Annotated in this window: 19 protein-coding genes and 1 pseudogene; 11 read left to right on the top strand and 9 right to left on the bottom strand. The window is 69.5% G+C overall.

The genetic code is table 11. The features are described from left to right. Nucleotides 1-3: 3 nt before the first annotated feature. The 5 genes and pseudogenes from GY170_RS13150 (at nt 4) to GY170_RS13170 (ending at nt 4939) form a co-directional block, all read left to right on the top strand. A complete protein-coding gene (locus tag GY170_RS13150) occupies nt 4-1668 on the top strand; it encodes a nitrite/sulfite reductase (protein WP_163894376.1) in 1665 nt (554 codons plus the stop codon). Further along, nucleotides 1658-2377, top strand: a pseudogene (locus GY170_RS18560) (phosphoadenylyl-sulfate reductase); the annotation flags it as partial. The gene GY170_RS13150 and the pseudogene GY170_RS18560, both read left to right, overlap by 11 nt. Nucleotides 2378-2545: 168 nt before the next feature. Further along, nucleotides 2546-2875, top strand: a complete 330-nt coding sequence (locus tag GY170_RS18565) for a DUF934 domain-containing protein (RefSeq protein WP_268895096.1) — start codon at nt 2546-2548, stop codon at nt 2873-2875. Between the two features lie 98 nt (nt 2876-2973). Next, nucleotides 2974-3810, top strand: coding sequence for a ferredoxin--NADP reductase (locus GY170_RS13165; protein WP_163894380.1), 837 nt, complete (start codon nt 2974-2976; stop codon nt 3808-3810). A 280-nt stretch (nt 3811-4090) separates the two neighbouring features. Continuing rightward, nucleotides 4091-4939, top strand: a complete 849-nt coding sequence (locus GY170_RS13170) for a pentapeptide repeat-containing protein (protein WP_163894382.1) — start codon at nt 4091-4093, stop codon at nt 4937-4939. Nucleotides 4940-4991: 52 nt separating this feature from the next. Here the strand turns inward: GY170_RS13170 and GY170_RS13175 are convergent, their stop codons facing one another. Together GY170_RS13175 and GY170_RS13180 are read right to left on the bottom strand one after the other, a co-directional pair. Next, nucleotides 4992-6449, bottom strand: coding sequence for an NAD(P)(+) transhydrogenase (Re/Si-specific) subunit beta (locus tag GY170_RS13175; protein ID WP_163894384.1), 1458 nt, complete (start codon nt 6447-6449; stop codon nt 4992-4994). 12 nt (nt 6450-6461) lie between these two features. After that, nucleotides 6462-8033 (bottom strand): Re/Si-specific NAD(P)(+) transhydrogenase subunit alpha, encoded by a 1572-nt coding sequence (locus GY170_RS13180; RefSeq protein WP_163894386.1) that lies wholly within the window; start codon nt 8031-8033, stop codon nt 6462-6464. 213 nt (nt 8034-8246) lie between these two features. On the opposite strand from GY170_RS13180, the gene GY170_RS13185 reads away from it, so the two are divergent. The 3 genes from GY170_RS13185 (at nt 8247) to GY170_RS13195 (ending at nt 9750) form a co-directional block, all read left to right on the top strand. Beyond that, nucleotides 8247-8708, top strand: coding sequence for a MarR family winged helix-turn-helix transcriptional regulator (locus tag GY170_RS13185; RefSeq protein ID WP_163894388.1), 462 nt, complete (start codon nt 8247-8249; stop codon nt 8706-8708). A 150-nt stretch (nt 8709-8858) separates the two neighbouring features. After that, complete coding sequence (locus GY170_RS13190) at nt 8859-9260, top strand: DUF2177 family protein (protein WP_163894390.1); 402 nt, start codon at nt 8859-8861, stop codon at nt 9258-9260. 100 nt (nt 9261-9360) lie between these two features. Then, nucleotides 9361-9750, top strand: a complete 390-nt coding sequence (locus GY170_RS13195; protein WP_163894392.1) for a hypothetical protein — start codon at nt 9361-9363, stop codon at nt 9748-9750. On the opposite strand, the gene xseA is transcribed toward GY170_RS13195, so the two are convergent. Then, complete coding sequence (gene xseA, locus GY170_RS13200) at nt 9747-11312, bottom strand: exodeoxyribonuclease VII large subunit (RefSeq protein WP_163894394.1); 1566 nt, start codon at nt 11310-11312, stop codon at nt 9747-9749. The genes GY170_RS13195 and xseA overlap by 4 nt on opposite strands. Nucleotides 11313-11432: 120 nt before the next feature. Continuing rightward, the gene (locus tag GY170_RS13205) at nt 11433-11993 is read right to left on the bottom strand and encodes a type 1 glutamine amidotransferase domain-containing protein (protein ID WP_163894397.1); all 561 of its coding nucleotides are present in this window, start codon (nt 11991-11993) and stop codon (nt 11433-11435) included. Between the two features lie 161 nt (nt 11994-12154). On the opposite strand from GY170_RS13205, the gene purD reads away from it, so the two are divergent. After that, complete coding sequence (gene purD, locus GY170_RS13210) at nt 12155-13417, top strand: phosphoribosylamine--glycine ligase (RefSeq protein ID WP_163894399.1); 1263 nt, start codon at nt 12155-12157, stop codon at nt 13415-13417. Nucleotides 13418-13523: 106 nt separating this feature from the next. Here purD and GY170_RS13215 read toward each other — a convergent pair whose 3' ends face one another. The 5 genes from GY170_RS13215 to GY170_RS13235 all read right to left on the bottom strand — a co-directional run bounded on the left by GY170_RS13215 (nt 13524) and on the right by GY170_RS13235 (nt 18403). Beyond that, entirely contained in the window at nt 13524-14033 is a 510-nt protein-coding gene (locus tag GY170_RS13215) for a CarD family transcriptional regulator (RefSeq protein WP_163894401.1), read from the bottom strand. A gap of 221 nt (nt 14034-14254) precedes the next feature. Continuing rightward, nucleotides 14255-14590 (bottom strand): ferredoxin FdxA, encoded by a 336-nt coding sequence (fdxA, locus tag GY170_RS13220; protein WP_163894403.1) that lies wholly within the window; start codon nt 14588-14590, stop codon nt 14255-14257. Nucleotides 14591-14663: 73 nt separating this feature from the next. Further along, on the bottom strand, nt 14664-14966 hold the full coding sequence (locus GY170_RS13225) for an RNA-binding S4 domain-containing protein (protein ID WP_163894405.1): 303 nt from the start codon (nt 14964-14966) through the stop codon (nt 14664-14666). 25 nt (nt 14967-14991) lie between these two features. Further along, complete coding sequence (locus GY170_RS13230) at nt 14992-17889, bottom strand: helicase-related protein (protein ID WP_163894407.1); 2898 nt, start codon at nt 17887-17889, stop codon at nt 14992-14994. Nucleotides 17890-17935: 46 nt separating this feature from the next. After that, nucleotides 17936-18403, bottom strand: coding sequence for a tetratricopeptide repeat protein (locus GY170_RS13235; RefSeq protein WP_163894408.1), 468 nt, complete (start codon nt 18401-18403; stop codon nt 17936-17938). Nucleotides 18404-18571: 168 nt separating this feature from the next. On the opposite strand from GY170_RS13235, the gene GY170_RS13240 reads away from it, so the two are divergent. Together GY170_RS13240 and GY170_RS13245 are read left to right on the top strand one after the other, a co-directional pair. Further along, nucleotides 18572-18862 (top strand): SCP2 sterol-binding domain-containing protein, encoded by a 291-nt coding sequence (locus GY170_RS13240; protein ID WP_163894410.1) that lies wholly within the window; start codon nt 18572-18574, stop codon nt 18860-18862. A gap of 10 nt (nt 18863-18872) precedes the next feature. Then, nucleotides 18873-19802 carry an alpha/beta fold hydrolase gene (locus GY170_RS13245; RefSeq protein ID WP_163894412.1) on the top strand — a complete coding sequence of 310 codons (930 nt, stop codon included), beginning with the start codon at nt 18873-18875 and terminating at the stop codon, nt 19800-19802. Nucleotides 19803-19840: the final 38 nt, after the last annotated feature.

A 19840-nucleotide genomic window follows, 5' to 3' on the forward strand; every position in this document is an offset into this window, starting at 1 on the left:
CTTATGTATCGCTACGACGATTTCGATGACGCCTTCGTGCGCACCCGCGTCGCCCAGTTCCGCGGCCAGGTCGAGCGCCGGATCGACGGCTCGCTGACGGAGGACGAGTTCAAGCCGCTGCGGCTGATGAACGGCCTCTACCTGCAGCTGCACGCCTACATGCTGCGCGTCGCCATCCCCTACGGGACGCTGCGCGCCGAGCAGATGCGCCAGCTCGGCATGATCGCCGAGCGCTGGGACGAGGGCTACGGCCACTTCACCACGCGGCAGAACATCCAGTTCAACTGGCCGAAGCTGAAGGACGTCCCCGACATCCTCGAGGCGCTGGCGGACGTGGAGATGCACGCCATCCAGACCTCCGGCAACACGATCCGGAACGTCACGGCCGACCATTTCGCCGGCGCCGCCGCCGACGAGATCGAGGATCCGCGCCCCGCGGCGGAGCTGCTGCGCCAGTGGTCGACCGACCACCCGGAATTCCAGTTCCTGCCCCGCAAGTTCAAGATCGCCATCACCGGCAGCCCGAACGACCGGGCCGTGGTGAAGGCGCATGACATCGGCCTCAGGATGATCCGGAACGAGGCCGGCGAGCCGGGCTTCGAGGTGCTGGTGGGCGGCGGCCTCGGCCGGACGCCGATGATAGGCAAGGTCATCCGGGATTTCCTGCCGAAGGAGGATCTCCTCCCCTATTGCGAGGCCATCGTCGCCACTTACAACCTGCTTGGCCGGCGCGATAACAAGTACAAGGCCCGCATCAAGATCACCGTCCACGAGAACGGGATCGACACGTTCCGCGACCTCGTGGAGCAGAAGTTCATCGAGACGCGCGCGGCCTTCGGCGGCGCCGACCAGGAGCTGCTGCGCGAGATCGAGGCGGCGTTTGCGCCGCCCGCTTTCCGGGCCGTGGACACGGCCCCGTTCGAGGCGGCGCGCGAGGCCGACCCGGTCTTCCGCGCCTGGGCGGATACCAACCTCGCCGAGCACAAGGACGCCGGCCACGCCATCGTCACCATCAGCCTGAAGAAGCCGGGCGCCACGCCGGGCGACGCCACGGCCGAGCAGATGCGCGTGATGGCAGACCTCGCCGACAAGTACTCCTACGGCGAGCTGCGCGTCAGCCATGAGCAGAACATCATCCTGCCGCACGTCGCCAAGGACGATCTGCCCGCCCTGCACGACGCGCTGAAGAGCGTTGAGCTCGCCACGGCGAACCTCGGGCTGGTGAGTGACATCATCGCCTGCCCCGGCATGGATTACTGCGCCCTCGCCACCGCCCGCTCGATCCCCATCGCGCAGGAGATCGCCGAGCGCTTCGAGGAGCTGAAGCTGGAGCACGAGATCGGCGAGCTGAAGCTCAAGATCTCCGGCTGCATCAATGCCTGCGGGCACCACCATGTCGGCCATATCGGCATCCTCGGGCTCGACCGGGCGGGGGTGGAGAACTACCAGATCACCCTCGGCGGCGACGCCACCGAGACTGCCGCCATCGGCGAGCGGGCCGGCCCGGGCTTCCCGGCGGAAGAAATCGTGGGCGCCATCGAGCGGCTCGTGCTCGGCTACCTCGACGTGCGCGAGGGGCCGGAAGAGACGTTCCTGCAGGCCTACCGCCGCCTCGGGCCCGATCCGTTCAAGGCCGCGCTCTACCCGGACACCAAAGATGCCGCTTGATGCCCCCATAGGTGAGCGGGTGGCGGCCCTGAACGGCCGCTACCGCCACCACGGCGCCACCGCCGTGCTCGGCCATGCGCTGAAGGACCCAGACGTGGGCCGCGTTGCCCTTGTCTCCTCCTTCGGGGCGGAGTCGGTGGTGCTGCTGCACATGGTGGCGACCCTGCAGCGCGACCTGCCGGTGCTCTTCATCGACACCGAGATGCTCTTCCCCGAGACGCTGGAATACCAGCGCGAGCTCTCCGAGCGGCTGCACCTGACCAACGTGCAGGTCATCAAGGCCACGGAGGCGGAGATCGAGAAGCGCGATCCCTTCGGCCTCCTCCACAAGGCCAATCCCGATGCCTGCTGCGACCTGCGAAAGACGGTGCCGCTCGAGACGGCGCTCTCGCAGTACGGCGCATGGATCACCGGGCGGAAGCGCTACCAGGGCGGCAAACGGGTGACGCTGGACTTCTTCGAGGAAGAGGACGCCAAGCGGATCAAGATCAACCCGCTCGCCCATTGGACTCCGAAGGACGTTCAGGAGTACATCGCCGAGAACCGCCTGCCCCGGCATCCGCTGGTCGCGCAGGGCTACCCGTCGATCGGCTGCGCGCCCTGCACCAGCCGCGTCGCCGACGGGGAGGACCCGCGGGCCGGGCGCTGGCGCGGGCGGGACAAGGATGAATGCGGCATCCATTTCATCGGCGGCAAGCCGGTGCGCGGCATCCCCGCGCCGGGCGAAGAGCCGCATGAGGAGATGTCGGACGAGGGCGTCGAAGTCCTCACCACCGAGTATGAGGCCGAGGGCGGCGAGCACGCAGCCGAGGAGACCAGCATGAACGTCATCGTCACCGATACCGGCTTCGGCCCCGAGACCTACAATGACGAGCCCATGGATCTCGGCTCCGACACCAACCCCGCCGAGCTGCCGGAGGGCTGGGAGCAGGCGGGGATGATCCGCATCGCCTTCCCCTCCTTCAACGACGGGCGCGGCTTCACGCTGGCCTCGGGCCTGCGGGCGAAGGGCTACAAGGGTCGCCTGCGCGCCGCGGGCCATGTCATCGCCGACCAGTACGCGATGGCCCGCCGCTCGGGCTTCGACGAGGTGGAGATCTCGCCGGAGCTGGCCGAGCGGCAGCCGGAGGCGCAGTGGCTCGCCCGCGCCGACTGGCAGGCCCACAACTACCAGGCCCGCCTGCGCGGCCGGCGCCCCGCCGCCTGAGCCCCCCGGAGCCCGAGCCGAGACCGCCGACGCGACACCGCCACACCCCAAGGAAACCCGCCAACAGGCGCCCATTCGGGGCGCGAGCCGAGAGAGCCATGACCGACCAGACCGCCGCCAGCCAGCCAGCCCCCGCCGCCAAGATGGCCCTGCCCGATGCGCAGACCGTCACCTCTGTGCGCCATTACACCGACCGTCTCTTCGCCTTCCGCGTGACGAGGCCGGCCTCCCTGCGCTTCCGCTCGGGCGAGTTCGTGATGATCGGCCTGCTCGGCGACAACGGCAAACCCCTGCTGCGCGCCTATTCCATCGCCTCGCCCTCCTGGGACGAGGAGCTGGAGTTCTATTCGATCAAAGTGCAGGACGGTCCGCTGACCTCCAAGCTCCAGCACATCCAGCCGGGCGACCAGGTGATCCTGCGGCCGAAGCCCGTGGGCACGCTGGTGCATGACGCGCTGCTGCCCGGCAAGCGGCTCTACCTCTTCTCGACGGGCACGGGCTTCGCCCCCTTCGCCTCGCTCCTGCGGGACCCGGACACCTACGAGCGCTTCGAGGAGGTCATCGTCACCCACACCTGCCGCGGCGTGGACGAGCTGACCTATGGCCGCGAGATGATCGAGGGCCTCAAGAGCGACGAGCTGATGCAGGAGCTGCTCGGCGACGGCCTCGACAAGCTGCGCTACTACCCGACGACGACGCGCGAAGAGAGCGCCAAGATGGGCCGGATCACGACGCTGATCGAGAACGGCGAGCTCTTCGACGACCTCGGCGTGCCGCCCCTGAACCCGGAGACGGACCGTGCGATGATCTGCGGGAGCCTCGCGTTCAACGTCGACCTGAAGGCGCTGCTGGAGAAGGCGGGCCTGACCGAGGGCGCCAACTCCGACCCGCAGCAGTTCGTGGTCGAGAAGGCGTTCGTGGGCGAGGGGGTCTGAGGAGGCGCCGGCGGCTAGGGGGAACGCAAGGTGGGTTGAAAACCCACCCTACGTAGGGTGGGTTGGTAACCCACCATCCGGCCTTCCCTCACCTCGCCCGCCTGCGGGCCGTGGTGAGGCCACACGACCGCCGCACCGGCGTAGGGTGGGTTTATAACCCACCTGCCGGTCGCCCCTCCTCTGCTGCCGGACCGGACACCGTAACGCGCCAAGGCCGCATCCGTCGCACTCCCCACCCCAAACCCTTGATCCGGCGGCCCTGCCCGGTCCAGCATCTGTCATGCTCTGGATCGCCCTCGCCGCCACCGCCGTCGCTCTCCTCACCGTCACCTGGCTGATCCTCCGCCCCGCCTGGATGGGCCTGTCCGGCCGGACGATGTGGGACTGGATCAGCCTCCTTGCCGTGCCCAGCATGGTGGCGCTCGCCACCGTCCTTCTCACCACCGCGCAGTTTCGCAGTGAGCAGGATCGCGCCGCCGAGGAGGCGCTGCTCAGCTACGTCGAGAGGATCAGCACGCTCGCCCTTGCCCGGCCGGAGGGCCTCGATGTCGCCGGCGCCGCGGTGGCGCGGGCGCAGACGGATGTGATCCTGCACCTGCTGGAGGGCGAGCGCGCCGGGCGGGCGATCTCCTTCCTCGCCGAACTCGGCGTGCTGGGGCTCGTGCGCCCCCGGCTGGAAGAGCGCGCGCTGGCCGGGGCTGATCTGAAGGGGCTCGACCTGACCGGGGCGGATCTGGAGGGCTCCGACCTGACCGGCGCCGAACTGGAAGAGGCAGTGCTGGCCGGGGCCGACCTGGAGTCGACCGATCTCATGGGCGCCGACCTCAAGGATGCCGATCTCCGCGCTGCCGAGCTGGCCCATGCCCGGCTCGCCCGCGCCAACCTCGACCATGCCGATCTGCGCGGCGCCGATCTGCACCTCGCCTCCGGGCTGACCCGGTCGCAGCTCGCCGTGGCCTGCGTCGATGCCTCGACCCGGCTGCCGGACAGGTTCGACCGCCCCCAGGGCGCCAGCGCCGGCTGCAGCGGCCGCGCCGAGGCGACGGACATCATCGACCTCCCGGAGGATGATGACGACGACGATGATGATGACGATGATGATGACGATGATGATGATGACGACGACTGAGGCCGCCTCATGAAGCCGGCGGGGCAGCCCTAAGCCGCCCCGCCGCGAACGCCTAGCTGATCTTCGTCAGCAGCTCTTCGACGCTCTTCTTCGCGTCGCCGTAGAGCATCCGCGTATTGTCCTTGTAGAAGAGCGGGTTCTCGATCCCCGAGTAGCCCGTCCCCTGCCCGCGCTTGGAGACGATGACGTCCTTCGCCTTCCAGACCTCCAGCACCGGCATGCCGGCGATGGGGGAGTTGGGGTCGTCCTGCGCGGCCGGGTTCACGATGTCATTGGAGCCGATGACGATGGCGACGTCCGTCGAGGGGAAGTCGTCGTTGATCTCGTCCATCTCCATGACGATGTCGTAGGGCACCTTCGCCTCTGCCAGCAGCACGTTCATGTGCCCCGGCAGACGGCCCGCGACGGGGTGAATGGCGAAGCGCACCTTCTTGCCCTTGGCGCGCAGGCGGCGCGTCAGCTCCGCCACCGGCTGCTGGGCCTGCGCCACGGCCATGCCGTAGCCCGGGATGATGATGACGCTGTCGGCGTCCTCCAGCAGCGAGGCCACGGCATCGGCATCCGTCGCCACCATCTCCCCTTCCACCGCCTGCGCGGGGCCGGAGGTGCCGCCGAAGCCGCCGAGGATGACGGAGACGAACTTGCGGTTCATCGCCTTGCACATGATGTAGCTCAGGATCGCCCCGGAGGAGCCGACGAGCGCCCCCGTCACGATCAGGAGGTCATTGCCCAGCGTGAAGCCGATCGCCGCCGCCGCCCAGCCGGAATAGCTGTTCAGCATCGAGACGACGACGGGCATGTCCGCCCCGCCGATCCCCATGATCAGATGCCAGCCGATGAAGCCGGCGAGCAGCGCCATGAGCAGCATCGTCCAGATGCCGGCGCCGGCGACGAACATAATCAGCAGGACGAGGCAGAGCACCGCCGCCGCCAGGTTGAGCATGTGCCCGCCCGGCAGCTTCGACGGCTTGCCGTCAACCCGCCCGGCCAGCTTGCCGAACGCGACGACGGAGCCGGTGAAGGTGACGGCGCCGATGAAGATCCCCAGCGCCACCTCGACGCGGAAGATGTTCAGCTCCGCCGCGTCCTTCAGCCAGAGCGCAGCGCCGAAGGCGGTGATGTCGCGGCCCAGGATAAGCACGTCGAGGTCGGCGCCCGACAGCTGCAGGTTCTCCACCCGCGTCAGCATGATGTCGGCCGAGAGGCCGATGAAGACCGCCGCGAGGCCGACGAAGGAGTGCAGAGCAGCGACGAGCTGCGGCATCTCCGTCATCTGCACCCGGCCGGCGACGACGTAGCCGGCATAGGCGCCCGCCGCGATGGCCACGAGAATGAGGAGGACGTTGTAGACCCCCGGCGCGAAGATGGTGGCGAAGACCGCCACCGCCATGCCGGCGATGCCGTACCAGATGGCGCGCTTGGCACTCTCCTGACCGGAGAGGCCGCCGAGCGACAGGATGAAGAGGATGGCTGCGATGAGGTAGCAGGCCGAAACGAAACCGATGCTCATGGGTGCGGCTCCTCAGGACTTCTGGAACATGGCGAGCATGCGCCGGGTGACGAGGAACCCGCCCACGATGTTGATCGAGGCGATCAGCACCGAAACGAAGGCGAGGATGACGACGATCCAGTTTCCGGATCCGATCTGCAGGAGCGCGCCGAGGATGACGATGCCCGAGATGGCGTTCGTCACCGCCATCAGCGGCGTGTGCAGCGCGTGGGAGACGTTCCAGATCACCTGGAAGCCCACGAAGCAGGCGAGTGCGAAGACGATGAAATGCGCCATGAAGCTCGCCGGCGCGAAGGCGCCGATGATCAGCATCACCAGCGCGCCGACGGCGAGCACGGTGATCTGCGTCTTGGTCTGCTGCTTGAAGGTGGCCAGCTCCTTCGCACGCTTCTCCTCGGGCGTCGGCTCCTTCACCTTCTCCTTCGGGCGCGCCGCGATGGCGGGCACCTTGGGGGGCGGCGGCGGATAGGTGATCTCGCGCTCGCGCACCACCGTGGCGCCGCGGATCACGTCATCCTCCATGTTGTGGTTGAGCGCGCCGTCTTTCCCGGGCGTCAGGTCCGTCAGCATGTGGCGGATGTTGGTGGCGTAGAGCGTGGAGCTCTGCGCCGCCATGCGGCTGGGGAAGTCGGTGTAGCCGACGATGGTGACGCCGTTCTCGGTCGTGATCTTCTGATCGGCCACCGTCAGCTCGCAATTGCCGCCCCGCTCGGCGGCAAGGTCGACGATGACGGAGCCGGGCTTCATCGCCTCCACCATGTCCTTCGTCCAGAGCACGGGCGCATCCCGACCGGGGATCAACGCGGTGGTGATGACGATGTCCATGTCCGGCGCCAGCTCGCGGAATTTCTTCAGCTGCGCCTCGCGGAATTCAGGCGACGAGGGCGCGGCGTAGCCTCCGGTGGCGGCGCCGTCCTGCGAGGCTTCCTCGAAATCGAGGTAGACGAACTCGGCGCCCATGCTCTCGATCTGCTCGGCCACCTCGGGGCGCACGTCGAAGGCATAGGTGATGGCGCCGAGCGAGGTCGCCGTGCCGATGGCGGCAAGGCCGGCGACACCGGCGCCGACGACCAGCACCTTGGCGGGCGGCACCTTGCCGGCGGCGGTGACCTGCCCGGTGAAGAAGCGCCCGAAGTTGCTGCCCGCCTCGATCACGGCGCGGTAGCCGGCGATATTGGCCATGGAGGAGAGCGCGTCCATCTTCTGCGCGCGGGAGATGCGGGGGACCATGTCCATCGCGACGATGGTGGCGCCCTTCTCCCTGGCGCGCTCCATCAGCTCGCCGTTCTGCGCCGGGTAGATCATCGAGATCAGCGTCTGCCCCTCGCGAAGGCGGTCGACCTCCGCCTCCACCGGCGGGCGCACCTTCACGACGACGTCGGCGGCCGCGAAGACCTCCTCAGCGCCCGGCAGCACCTCGGCACCAGCCTCGCGGTACGCCTCGTCGGTGAAGCCGGCCTTCAGCCCCGCCCCCGCTTCGATCAGCGGCGCGTGGCCGAGTTTCGCGAGGTCCTTCGCGGAGGCGGGCGTCATCGCAACCCGCGCCTCGCCCTCGTGCGTTTCCTTCGGTGCCCCGATTTTCATGCGGCGCCTCCCCATTGCGGCATCCAAGTTGGCGCGGAGGATAGAGCCTTGGAGGGGTTTCACAAGCCGAACCCTCGGCGGGACAAATTCCGGACTTTTCAACGCCTTCTTGCGCGGCGGCGGAAAAGGGGCGCGCCGCCCGCCGCGCCTGCGACGGACCGTCATATGCCGCGCCCCGTTGACGACTTGCGTTGATATTAACATGTAGACCGGATGGCTAACCCCCGCCCTCCCGATCACGCCGACACGCTGGAGGTTCGCGACCGCTGCCTCTGCCTGCATGCCCAGCGCGCCGCCCGGGCCCTCGCCCGGCGCTTCGACCTCGCCTTCCGGCCGCTGGGGCTGACCAACGGGCAGTTCTCGCTGCTGATGGCGCTCAACCGCCCCGAGCCGCCCCGCATGGGCGATGTCGCCAACCTGCTGGCGATGGACCGCACGACCCTCACAGCGGCCCTCAAGCCGCTGGAGCGGCGCGGCCTCCTCGCCGTGGAGCCCGACGATAGCGACCGCCGCGCCCGCCGCCTGCGGCTGACGCAGGAGGGCCGCATGCTCCTCGGCGAGGCGCTGCCCATCTGGCGGGAGGAGCATGCCTCCCTCGACGCACAGGTGGACGCGCCGGGCCTCGTCGCCACCCTCATGGCCGTCACCGCGGCAGCCGACCGGGGCGAGGACTGACGGCGCCCGCGCCCACCCCGCCCGGGCCCGGGCGCGCGGGGTGGGCGGGCGGGAGCGCGGCCGGGGCCCGAGCGGGGTGGGCGCGTGGTGGGCGCGCAAAGTGATCCAGCGGCGGCGCCGGCACGTCTGGCAGGCAAAGGAGCTTGTCCCATGACCGCCGTCGTCCTCTACGCCGCCACCGCCGCGATCTTCCTCATCGCCGATGCGCTGATGCTGTCGCTCGTCATGCGCCCGCTCTTCGAGCGGCATCTGGGGCCGGAGCTGCGGGAGAATATCCGCATCGCTCCCGCCGCGCTCTTCTACCTCGCCTATGTCGCCATCCTCGTCTGGATCGTCACCTGGCCGGCGCTGCGCGACGAGACCAGCCTCGGCTCCGTCGCGCTGACCGCGGCGCTGATGGGCTTCTTCGCCTATGGCACCTACGAGTTCACCAGCTTCGCCGTCATGTCGCGCTGGCATGTCTCGATGCTGATGACCGATCTCGCGTGGGGCACGCTCCTGACCGCCGGCTCGGCCACCGCCGGCCTCTGGATCGCGCGGCTGCTGACCTGAGCGGCCGGGGGCTGAGGCACCCCCGTCACCGGCCCCCGTCACCGTGACGTGACCGCGCGCCTCCCTTCCCGGGGGGCGCGAATTCTGCAAGTCTGAGCGCATGAGACACCTCGCCCCCTTCGCGCTTCTCGCCCTCCTCGCCGCCCCGGCCGCCGCGCAGGAGGCGCTGACGGCGGAGGAATTCGAGGACTTCGTCACCGGAAAGACGCTGGGCTATGCCCTAGGCTCCGAGCCCTACGGCGTGGAGCGCTATACCGAGGGGCGCCGGGTGCTCTGGGCCTTCGTTGGCGATGAATGCGTCGAGGGGGAGTGGTATCCGAAGGGCGAGGATATCTGCTTCTACTATCCCGATTACGAGGACGAGCAGTGCTGGCGCTTCTCCTTCGCCGCCGACGGCGGCCTGCAGGCGCGCTTTAGCGGCCCCGGCAGCAGCGACGTGCTCTATTCCCTCAGTGAGGTGCCGCTGATTTGCCCCGGTTACGGGGTCTAGAACAGGCTTCCCTGCTCCGGCGGCTTCGGCGCCGGCTTGCGCCTGGGGCTGCCGCCTGATCCGCCGCTATCCGAACCACCCCCGTCGCCCTCGGGCACGAAGCGGCCATCGGCAAACTCGATTTCCAGCCGCTCGGCAGTCGCCGCAGCGGCGGTCGTGGTGATCACCCGCTCGCCGTCGCGCACCACGGCATAGCCCCGCTGCAGCGTCGCCTTGTAGCTCAGCGTCTCGAGCAGCCGCGCCGCGCTCTCCAGCCGGCCTTGCCGTCGCTCAGCCAACCGCCGCTCCGCCCCCTCCAGCCGTTCCGCGGCGCGGGCGAGGCGCGCGCGGCCGTCCGTCACCTGCCGCTCCAGCGGCTGGGGCGAGAGGCGGAGCCGCTCCAGCCGGTGCCGCCGCGCGGTGACGACCGTCTGCAGGCCGGGCGCGAGGCGGGAGGAGACGCGATCCAGCCGCGCCGCCGCTCCCTCGCGCACCCGCGTCAGCAGGCCGGGGGAGAGGGGCACGCGGGCGAGGGCGAGCTGCTTGCGGTCCACCACCCGCGTCAGGGCTCCGGGCAGGCGCTCTCCGGCGATGTCGAGCCGCTGGCGGGGCGTGGCGAGCAGCGCCTCCGGCCGGGGCAGCGCGCGGGCGATGTCGGCCAGGCGCTGGCGGCGGCGGGTGACGGCCGCCTCGGTGCCGGCGGCGAGGCGCAGGCCCAGCTGCTCCACCGCGCGCATCAGGTCGGCGCGCACCGGCACCGCCATCTCGGCGGCGGCGGTGGGCGTCGGCGCGCGGCGGTCGGAGGCGTGGTCAATCAGCGTGATGTCGGTCTCGTGCCCGACGGCGGAGATCAGCGGGATGCCGCTCGCCGCCGCTGCCCGCACCACGGCCTCTTCGTTGAAGCCCCAGAGATCCTCCACCGAGCCGCCGCCGCGGGCGACGATCAGCACGTCGGGCCGGGGAATCGGCCCGCCCGGCTGCAACGCGTTGAACCCCTCGATGGCCCGCACCACCTCCGGCGCGCAGGTCTGCCCCTGCACCGCCACGGGCCAGACGAGCACGTGGCGGGGGAAGCGGTCGGCCAGCCGGTGGAGGATGTCGCGTATGACGGCGCCCGTGGGCGAGGTGATCACGCCGATCACCTGCGGCAGGTAGGGCAGCGGGCGCTTGCGCTCCGCCGCGAAGAGGCCCTCCCCCTCCAGCGACTTGCGCCGCTTCTCCAGCATCGCCATCAGCGCGCCGGCGCCGGCGGGGGCGATATCCTCCACCGTCAGCTGGTAGCGCGACTGCGGGCCGAAGGTGGTGACCTTGCCGGTGGCGATGACCTCCATCCCCTCCTCCGGCATGTGGGAGAGGCGGGCGACCTGGCCCTTCCAGCTCACCGCCGAGAGGGTGTTCCGCTCATCCTTGAGGTCGAAATAGAGATGCCCCGACCGGGCATGGGTGACGCGGCCGACCTCGCCGCGCACGCGCACGCGGCCGAACTCACCCTCGATCACCCGCTTCACGGCTCCGGTGATCTCTCCCACCGAGTAATCGTGGGCGTTGCCGGGGCCCGGCCCTTCGTCTTCGAACAGCTCCATGCGCCCCTTTTCGCCCGCCGCCGGGGCGCCTGCAAACGAAAACGGGCGGCCCCGAGAAGGGACCGCCCGTGCAAGAGCCTAACAGGACTGAGGGAAGACTCTCGCTCGTACTCGCGCGCCTTACGCGGCGCGCTTCTCGTGCTTGCCCTCGGCAATCTCCTCGATCATCTTCGCGCAGAATGCGTCGAGGTCACCGGGGTTGCGGGAGGTGACGAGCGCCTGGTCGCAGACGACCTCGCTGTCTTCCCAGAGCCCGCCGGCGTTGATCACGTCGGTCTTGATCGACTTGAAGGACGTCACGTGACGGCCCTTCACGATGCCCGTCTCGATCAGGAGCCACGGGGCGTGGCAGATCGCGCCAATGGGCTTCTTGGCCTCCCAGAACGTCTTGACGAAGGCCAACGCGTTTTCATCGACACGCAGGACGTCGGGGTTGATCTGGCCGCCCGGCAGGACGAGCGCGTTGTAGTCGGACGCGGAGACGTCAGAGAGCTTGCGGTCGACCTTCACGGGATTGCCCCAGTCGGTCTTGTCCCAGCCCTTGATCTCACCCTCCTCAGGCGAGACGACGTGGACTTCCGCGCCCGCGGCGCGCAGTTGCTTCAGCGGCTCCTCGAGCTCGGATTGCTCGTAGCCGTGGGTGGCGAGGATAGCGATGGTTTTCCCGTTGAGCGTCGGCATGGTTGCCTCCTTTCGTGGGTCATGTGCTGTTTGGTGGGTCAACACGCGAGGAGCGGTTCGGGTTTCGTGATTGACGGCGCGTCGGGCATTCTCTTGCCTCACGTTCCCGTGCCTTCTAGACGGCGCCGTGAGCAGTCAGCGGTGACGGCAAGGGAGCGGCCATGAACATCCTCATCCTCGGCTCCGGCGGGCGCGAACACGCTCTCGCCTGGGCGGTGAAGCAGAACCCCAAGTGCGACCGCCTGATCTGCGCCCCCGGCAATGCGGGCATCGCCGCAATTGCGGAATGCCCCGCGCTCGACATTCTCGACGGTGACGCGGTGACCGGCTTCGCGGTGGAGAATGCGGTGGATCTGGTCATCATCGGCCCCGAGGCGCCGCTGGCCGCGGGCGTGGCCGACGCCTGCCGGAATGCCGGGCTTTCCGTTTTCGGACCGTCCGCTGCCGCGGCGGAGCTGGAAGCCTCCAAGGCTTTCACGAAGTCGATCTGCGACGCCGCCGGCGCCCCCACCGCCGCCTGGGCGCGCTTCGACGCGCTGGAGCCGGCGGAGGCGCATGTGCGCCGCGAGGGCACGCCCATCGTCATCAAGGCCGACGGCCTCGCCGCCGGCAAGGGCGTGACCGTGGCGATGGACGAAGAGGCGGCCCTCGCCGCGCTGGAGGAGTGCTTCGGCGGCACCCATGGCGGCGCCGGCGCGGAGGTGGTGATCGAGGAGTTCATGGCCGGCGAGGAGGCGAGCTTCTTCGTGCTGGTCGACGGCGAGGAGGTGCTGCCCATCGGCACGGCGCAGGACCACAAGCGCGCCTTCGACGGCGACGAGGGGCCGAACACCGGCGGCATGGGCGCCTATTCCCCCGCGCCGATACTTACACCCGAGCTGCAGGAGCAGGTGCTGGCGGAGATCATCCGCCCCACGATGGCAGAGATGGTGCGCCGCGGCACGCCCTACCAGGGCGTCCTCTACGCCGGCCTGATGATCGAGAACGGGCGCGCCCGGCTGGTGGAGTACAACTGCCGCTTTGGCGACCCGGAGGCGCAGGTCCTGATGATGCGCCTCGGCGCCCAGACGCTGGACCTGATCCAGGCCGCCGCCGAGGGACGTCTGGCGGAGGTGGCGCCGAGCTGGGCCGACGATCACGCGCTGACGGTGGTGATGGCGACGAAGGGCTACCCGGGCAGCTATGACAAGGGCAGCGAGATCCGCGGCCTCGCCGCCCTGCCCGAGACCTCCCGCGCCTATACGTTCCACGCCGGCACACGCGCGGAAGGGGGGCGCATCCTCGCCGCCGGCGGTCGGGTGCTGGCCGTGACCGCGCGGGGCGCGAGCCTGCAGGAGGCACGTGATACCGCCTATGAGCTGGTCGGGCAGATCGACTGGCCGGAGGGCTTCTACCGCTCCGACATCGGCTGGCGCGCGCTCTGAGCGGAGCGCGACGCCGGGCTGGCCGGCGCTGGCAGAGAGGCCTCAGACGCAAAAAAGCCGCGGCAGATCCGCGGCTTCCTTGTTGTCCTGAAGAGGGGCGGGGTGCTCAGGCGGCGCGGCCGACCAGCACTTCGTCGATCTCGCGGGCGGCCTGCGTCTCGTCATTGCCGAGGGCGGCAGCGATCTCTCGCGTCAGCCGCTCCAGCGCCGCCTCGTAGAGCTGACGCTCGGAATAGCTCTGCTCGCGCTGGTCGTCCGCCCGGTGCAGGTCGCGAACCACCTCGGCGATGGCAATGAGGTCACCGGAATTGATCTTCTGCTCGTATTCCTGCGCCCGGCGCGACCACATGGCCTTCTTCACCTTGGCCTTGCCCTTGAGCGTCTTCATCGCGTGGGCGACGACGTCGGGAGAGGAGAGCGCGCGCAGCCCGGCCTCGGTGGCCTTCTGCGTCGGCACGCGGAGGGTCATCTTGTCCTTCTCGAAGGAGATCACGAAGAGCTCCAGCTTGAAGCCCGCGACCTCCTGCTCCTCGATCGAGACGATCTTGCCCACGCCGTGCGCCGGGTAGACGACGAAGTCATTGGGACGAAACTCGTTTTTCTTGGTCTTGCTCATGGTGTCCTTTCCGGCCGACCCACGCCTCACCCACCCGGACGGACGAAACCCGGCGGAAACCACGGGTTCCGTCGGGTTGGGCGGCCTCTTGGGCGATGTCAGCTATTCGGCAGCATTTTGCAGACCCTACCACAAAACAGGCACGTCTGGAAGTCGCATCGCGGAAGCGATTGATCGTGCGGCAGAAACAGGCGCCGCAGGCTACGGCACGGGGGCGCGAATCAGCCGCCCTCGCCGGCCGCCTCGGAGAAGAGCTCCATCTTGCCCTGCTTGCCGTCCATCTCCTCGGCGCCGGGCAGCGGATCCTTCTTGGTGACGATGACGGGCCACATCTCGGAGTACTTGCGGTTGAACTCCACCCACTTCTCCATGTCCGGCTCGGTGTCCGGGCGGATGGCATCGGCGGGGCATTCCGGCTCGCAGACGCCGCAGTCGATGCACTCGTCGGGGTGGATGACGAGCATGTTCTCGCCCTCGTAGAAGCAGTCGACGGGGCACACCTCCACGCAGTCGGTGTATTTGCAGGCGATGCAATTGTCGTTGACGATGTAGGTCATATCGCTCGCTGCCCGTCTCTTGGTTGTGCCTGTCTTCCGCTCCGGCCCCACTTAGTCCGGGCTGCCGGATCATTCAAGCGGAGGTCTTGCCGCCCTCCGGCCCCGTCTCCCCCAGATCCTCGTAGAGCGCCGCCGCCTCGCTCGCCGGGCCGCGGCGCTCGCCGCAGGCGAGGACGCGGACGACACGGATGTTGCCGGCCTGCGGAAAGGTCAGGACGTCGCCGGCGCCGATGGCGCGGGCGGGCTTGTCCGTGCGCTGGCCGTTGACGCGGCACTTGCCGGCGGCGGCAAGCGAGGCGGCGAGGCCCCGCGTCTTGAAGAAGCGGGCCTGCCAGAGCCACTTGTCGAGGCGGATCGTCTCCCGCCCGCCGCTCAAGAGCGCCCCGCGGAGGGAGCCGCCGTCACTTCGGCTTGAAGCCCGAGAGGGCCGCGGCGAAGGGGTTGTCGGGGTCGATCTTCTGCTCGCGCTTGGGTGGGCGAGCGGAGGCGGTCTTGGGGCCGCGATCCTCCGGCTTGCCCTTCTTGCCACGCTTGGGGCCGCCCTTGCCTGGCTCGCCCCGCGGACGGCCACCGCCGCCCTCGCGGCGGGGCTTGCCGCCGCCGGTCTGGCGCCGGCCACCCCAGGTGAAGGTGTAGAAGGTCTCGATTTCCGGCTCGGCCTCGCCTTCGGCGGCGGGCGCTCCGGGCGCCGGCTCTTCGCCCCCTTGCGGGGCCACCTCGCCTGCCGCATCCGGCGTCGCCTCCACCTCCGACGCGCCCTCGGCGCCGGGATCGGCCGCGGGCGCCTCGGCGGCATCGGGCGTCGCTTGCGTCTCCGCAGCGCCCTCGGCGCCGGGTGCCGGCTCCTCCGCCGCTTCGGCGGGGGGCTGCTCGGGGGCAGCGTCAGCCTCGGAGGCCGGCGTCGGCTCGGGCTTCTGCTTGGGGCGCTCGCCCTTCTCGGCCTTGTAGCCGAGGCCCTCCATGAGGCCGGCGAACTGCTCCAGCGTCAGGCCGGTGATCGAGAGCATGTCGGGGTTGGCCTCGAAGCCGCTGCGGCTGTCCTTGTCGCGCAGCATGTCGGCGAGGCGCTCGGCCATGTCGATGCGGATCGCCCGCTCGCCGGCGCGGCGGTAGCCCTGCATGGCATCCTGCCCCTCCGGCCCCTGCTGCGCGGGGATGGTAACGAGGCCCGGCGGCGGCGAGGAGGGGAAGTCGTCGAGCCCGTTCCAGAGCGACCACAGCACCAGCCGCAGGCGCGTCGGCGCCGGCTTGAGGAGCAGCGGCATGAAGATCGTGTACTGGCCGAAGCGCACGCCATGCTTGCGCAGGGCGCCGCGGGCATCCTGATCGAGCGACTTGACGTCGTCGGCCACCTTGGCGCGCGGAATGACACCGAAGGCCTCCACCAGCCGATATGCGAAGCCCTTGGCGAGGCCGGAGAGCGCCTCGTCCTTCTGCAGCGCCACCAGCGGCTCGAAGGCGGCGGCGATGCGGCGGTCGATGAAGTGCTGCAGTCGGCGCTGCACCTTGGCGGCGACATCCGGGCCAGCCTCGTCATCGACGAAGGGGACGACCTCGGGCCGCAGCGCTTCGGGACCCTTGGCGAGACGTCCGACCGCGGCGTCGCCCCACATGAGGCCGCCCTGCTCGGTCACGTCGATCTCGCCATCGGGCGCGTTGTAGAAGCGATCCGCCCGCAGGTTGAACAGCGGCGCCAGCGCCTCGCGCGCGGCGCGGGCGATCGTCTTCTGCTCATCGGGGCTGCCGGCCTTGTCAGCCCGGAAGCGGAACCCCTCCAACCGGCCGACGAACTCGCCCTCGACCGTCACTTCACCGCTTTCCGTCACCTCGGCCACGAGGCTCTCCTTCTCTTTCAGCCGCCGGGCGAGCACGCTCGTCCGCCGGTCGACAAATGCAAGCGTCAGGGCGCTGTGCAACGCATCCGACAATCGGTCTTCTACCGCGCGGGTCTCCCCCCGCCAATGGCCTTCGTCCTCGAGCCACCCGGCCCGCTGGGCCACGTATGTCCATGTCCGGATGTAGGCGAGGCGTTTCGACAATGTGTCGATGTCACCCTCCGTCCGGTCGATCCGGTGCACCTGTTCGGCGACCCACGAGGTGGAGACATGCCCGTACTCGTGCAGATCGTTGAAGATACGCGCGAGCAGCGTCGCATGTTCCCCGCGGGAGATGCCTCGGAAGTCCGGCACCCGGCAGACATCCCACAAAAGCCGCACCGAGGGGCCGTCGGTGGCGCGCGCCGTGACCTCCGCCTCGCCCGACAGCGCCTTGAGCGCGGCGAGGTCGTCGGATTCGCGGACCCGGGAGAGCCAGGGATTCTCCGTGCGCTCCTCCAGCCGGCGGATGAGGCGGGTGGGCGAGCCGAACTCCAGGTTGGCATTGCGCCACATCAGCCGGCGGACGGGGGAGAAGCGGTGCTCCTCGATGGCCTCCACCACCTCGGGCTCCAGCGGCTGCGCCTCGCCCGTGGTGCCGAAGGTGCCGGGCCGCTGGTGGCGCCCGGCGCGGCCGGCGATCTGCGCCAGCTCGTCCGCGGCAAGGGGCCGCATGCGGTGCCCGTCGAACTTGGTGAGGCCGGAGAAGGCGACGTGGTTGATGTCGAGGTTGAGCCCCATGCCGATGGCATCGGTGGCGACGAGGTAATCGACGTCGCCGTTCTGGTACATCTCCACCTGCGCGTTGCGCGTCCGCGGTGAGAGGGCGCCCATCACGACGGCCGCCCCGCCCCGCACCCGGCGCAGCAGCTCGGCGATGGCATAGACATTGTCGACCGAGAAGCCGACGATGGCGCTGCGCTCGGGCATGCGGGAGAGCTTCTTGACCCCTGTGTAGGTCAGCGTCGAGAAGCGCTCGCGCCCCATGATCTCGATGCCCGGTACCAGCGCGGAGACGGCCGAGCGCATGGTGGCGGAGCCGAGGAAGAGCGTCTCGTTCCGGCCGCGCGCGTTCAGCAGCCGGTCGGTGAAGACATGGCCGCGCTCGGGATCGGCGCAGAGCTGGATCTCGTCGACGGCGAGGAAATCGGCGCCCATACCCTCGGGCATCGCCTCCACCGTGCAGACCCAGTACTGCACGCGCGGCGGCACGATCCGCTCCTCCCCCGTCACCAGCGCGACGACGGAGGGGCCGCGGAGGGCGACGATGCGGTCATAGACCTCGCGGGCGAGGAGGCGCAGCGGCAGGCCGATAATGCCGCTGCGATGGGCGAGCATCCGCTCGATGGCGTAATGCGTCTTGCCCGTGTTGGTGGGGCCCAGCACGGCGGCGATGCGGCCCTGCCTGTTGTTCGGCGCGTTCATTGGGATGTGCTCGCTCCGCTCCGCCCCGGCCGGGGCGCCGGACTTGTCAAAGGCTCTGGCCGCCCAGCATCTGCTCCAGCCGGTCGATCGACTGCTCGGACTCAGCATCGCCCGGATAATACTCCAGCACAACGCGATAGACCTCGAGCGCCTCCTCCGGGCGATCCAGCTCCTCCAGGATGACGGCGAAGCCGCGCATGGCGATGAACTGGTCGGGATTGATCGACAGGGCGACCTGAAGGTCCGCAAGCGCCGGGCCGACATGGCCGAGGTAGTAGAAGGCCTCCGCCCGGGCATGGTAGGCCTCGGCGAAGTCCGGGTCCCAGTCGATGGCGGCGGTGAAATGCTCCACCGCGCGCTCCGGCTCGCCGGCGGAGAGGGCGTCGCGGCCGCGCTGCAGCAGCAGGTCGATCGTGGGGGAGCCGGACTTGGACCATTCGGTCACCAGCTCCTCCAGGATCCGCCCTTCCTGCCCGTGGGGTGCCTCGCGCAGGGCGGCGAGGAGATCGTCCACCTGATCGGCGAAGGAGGGGGCCGGTAAGGAAAACCCGACTGCGAGCGCGAGCGACGCAGCGATACGTTTGATCGGAGTGAGGCACGCTTCCATATCATCGGAGTGTAAGCTGGGACTCGTCCGAAACAAGGACGGGTCCTTCACAAAGATGATGGAAGGGAAGAGAGCATGAGCGACGTTGTGACCAAGGCCGTGGCCGCCTTGAACGAGAAGATGGGCGGCGAGGGCCTCGACGGCACCGCCAAGTTCGTCATCGAGGACGAGGGGACCATCATCGTCGACGAGGCCGGCGCCCGCGAAGCCGATGGCGATGCCGACGTGACGCTGACCGCCTCGGCCGAGACCTTCGACGCCATCGTCTCCGGTGACGAGAACCCGACCGCCGCCTTCATGTCCGGCAAGCTCGCCGTTGACGGTGACATGGGGATGGCGATGAAGCTGTCCAGCCTCCTTGCTTGACGCGGCACCGATGAAGGCCCCGTTCTACGCGGACGTGGCCGATGCCCCCGAGGGGGTGTCCTGCCACTGGCTGACGACCTCCGACGGCGTGCAGATCCGCGTCGCCTCCTGGCGGGCGGAGGGTGAGCGCGGCACCGTCCTGATGATGCCGGGGCGGACCGAGTACATCGAGAAATACGGGCCCCTCGTGGGCGATCTCGTGCGGATGGGCCTGTCGGTCATCGTGGTCGACTGGCGCGGACAGGGCATCGCCGAGCGGCTGCTGCCGAACCGGGCGCTCGGCCACGTCAAGCGCATGTCCGACTACCAGCTCGACGTGGCGGCGATGATCGCCCATGCCGACGAGATCGGCCTGCCCCGGCCGCATTACCTGCTGGGGCATTCGATGGGCGGCGGCATCGGCTTCCGCGCGCTGGAGGAGGGGCGGGACATCGCCGCCGCCGCCTTCACCGCGCCGATGTGGGGCATAAAGCTCTCCGCCGCCATGCGCCCGGTGGCATGGGGCCTGTCGAGCCTCGCCCGGCCGTTCGGCCTCTCCGCCCTTCTGGCGCCGACGCAGCAAGCGAAGGCCTACGTGCTGCGCGTTGCGGCCGAGGAGAACACGCTGACGACGCACTTGCCGAGCTACGAGCGCCTGACCCGCCAGGTCGTCGCGCACCCCGATCTCGCACTGGGCGGGCCGTCCCTGCACTGGCTCAACGAGTCGCTGCGCGAGATGCGCCGCATCCAGATGGCGCCGGCGCCGAAGGTCCCCTGCCTGACATTCATCGGGGAGCTGGAAGCCATCGTCGACCCCGCCGACATCGCCCGCCGCGTCGAGCGCTGGCCGGGCGCGGAGCTCGTCATCTGCCCCGGCGCGAAGCACGAGCTGCTGATCGAGCGCCCGGAGATCCGGCAGGACATCCTGAGCCGCCTCGACCAGCATTTTCGGCCGCACTGAGGGGGCGGGTTTCCCCTTCCGGGCGCTATGGCCTCGGT

Source organism: Pseudoroseicyclus tamaricis (assembly GCF_012070395.1).
GTDB classification, from domain to species: Bacteria; Pseudomonadota; Alphaproteobacteria; order Rhodobacterales; family Rhodobacteraceae; genus Pseudoroseicyclus_A; species Pseudoroseicyclus_A tamaricis.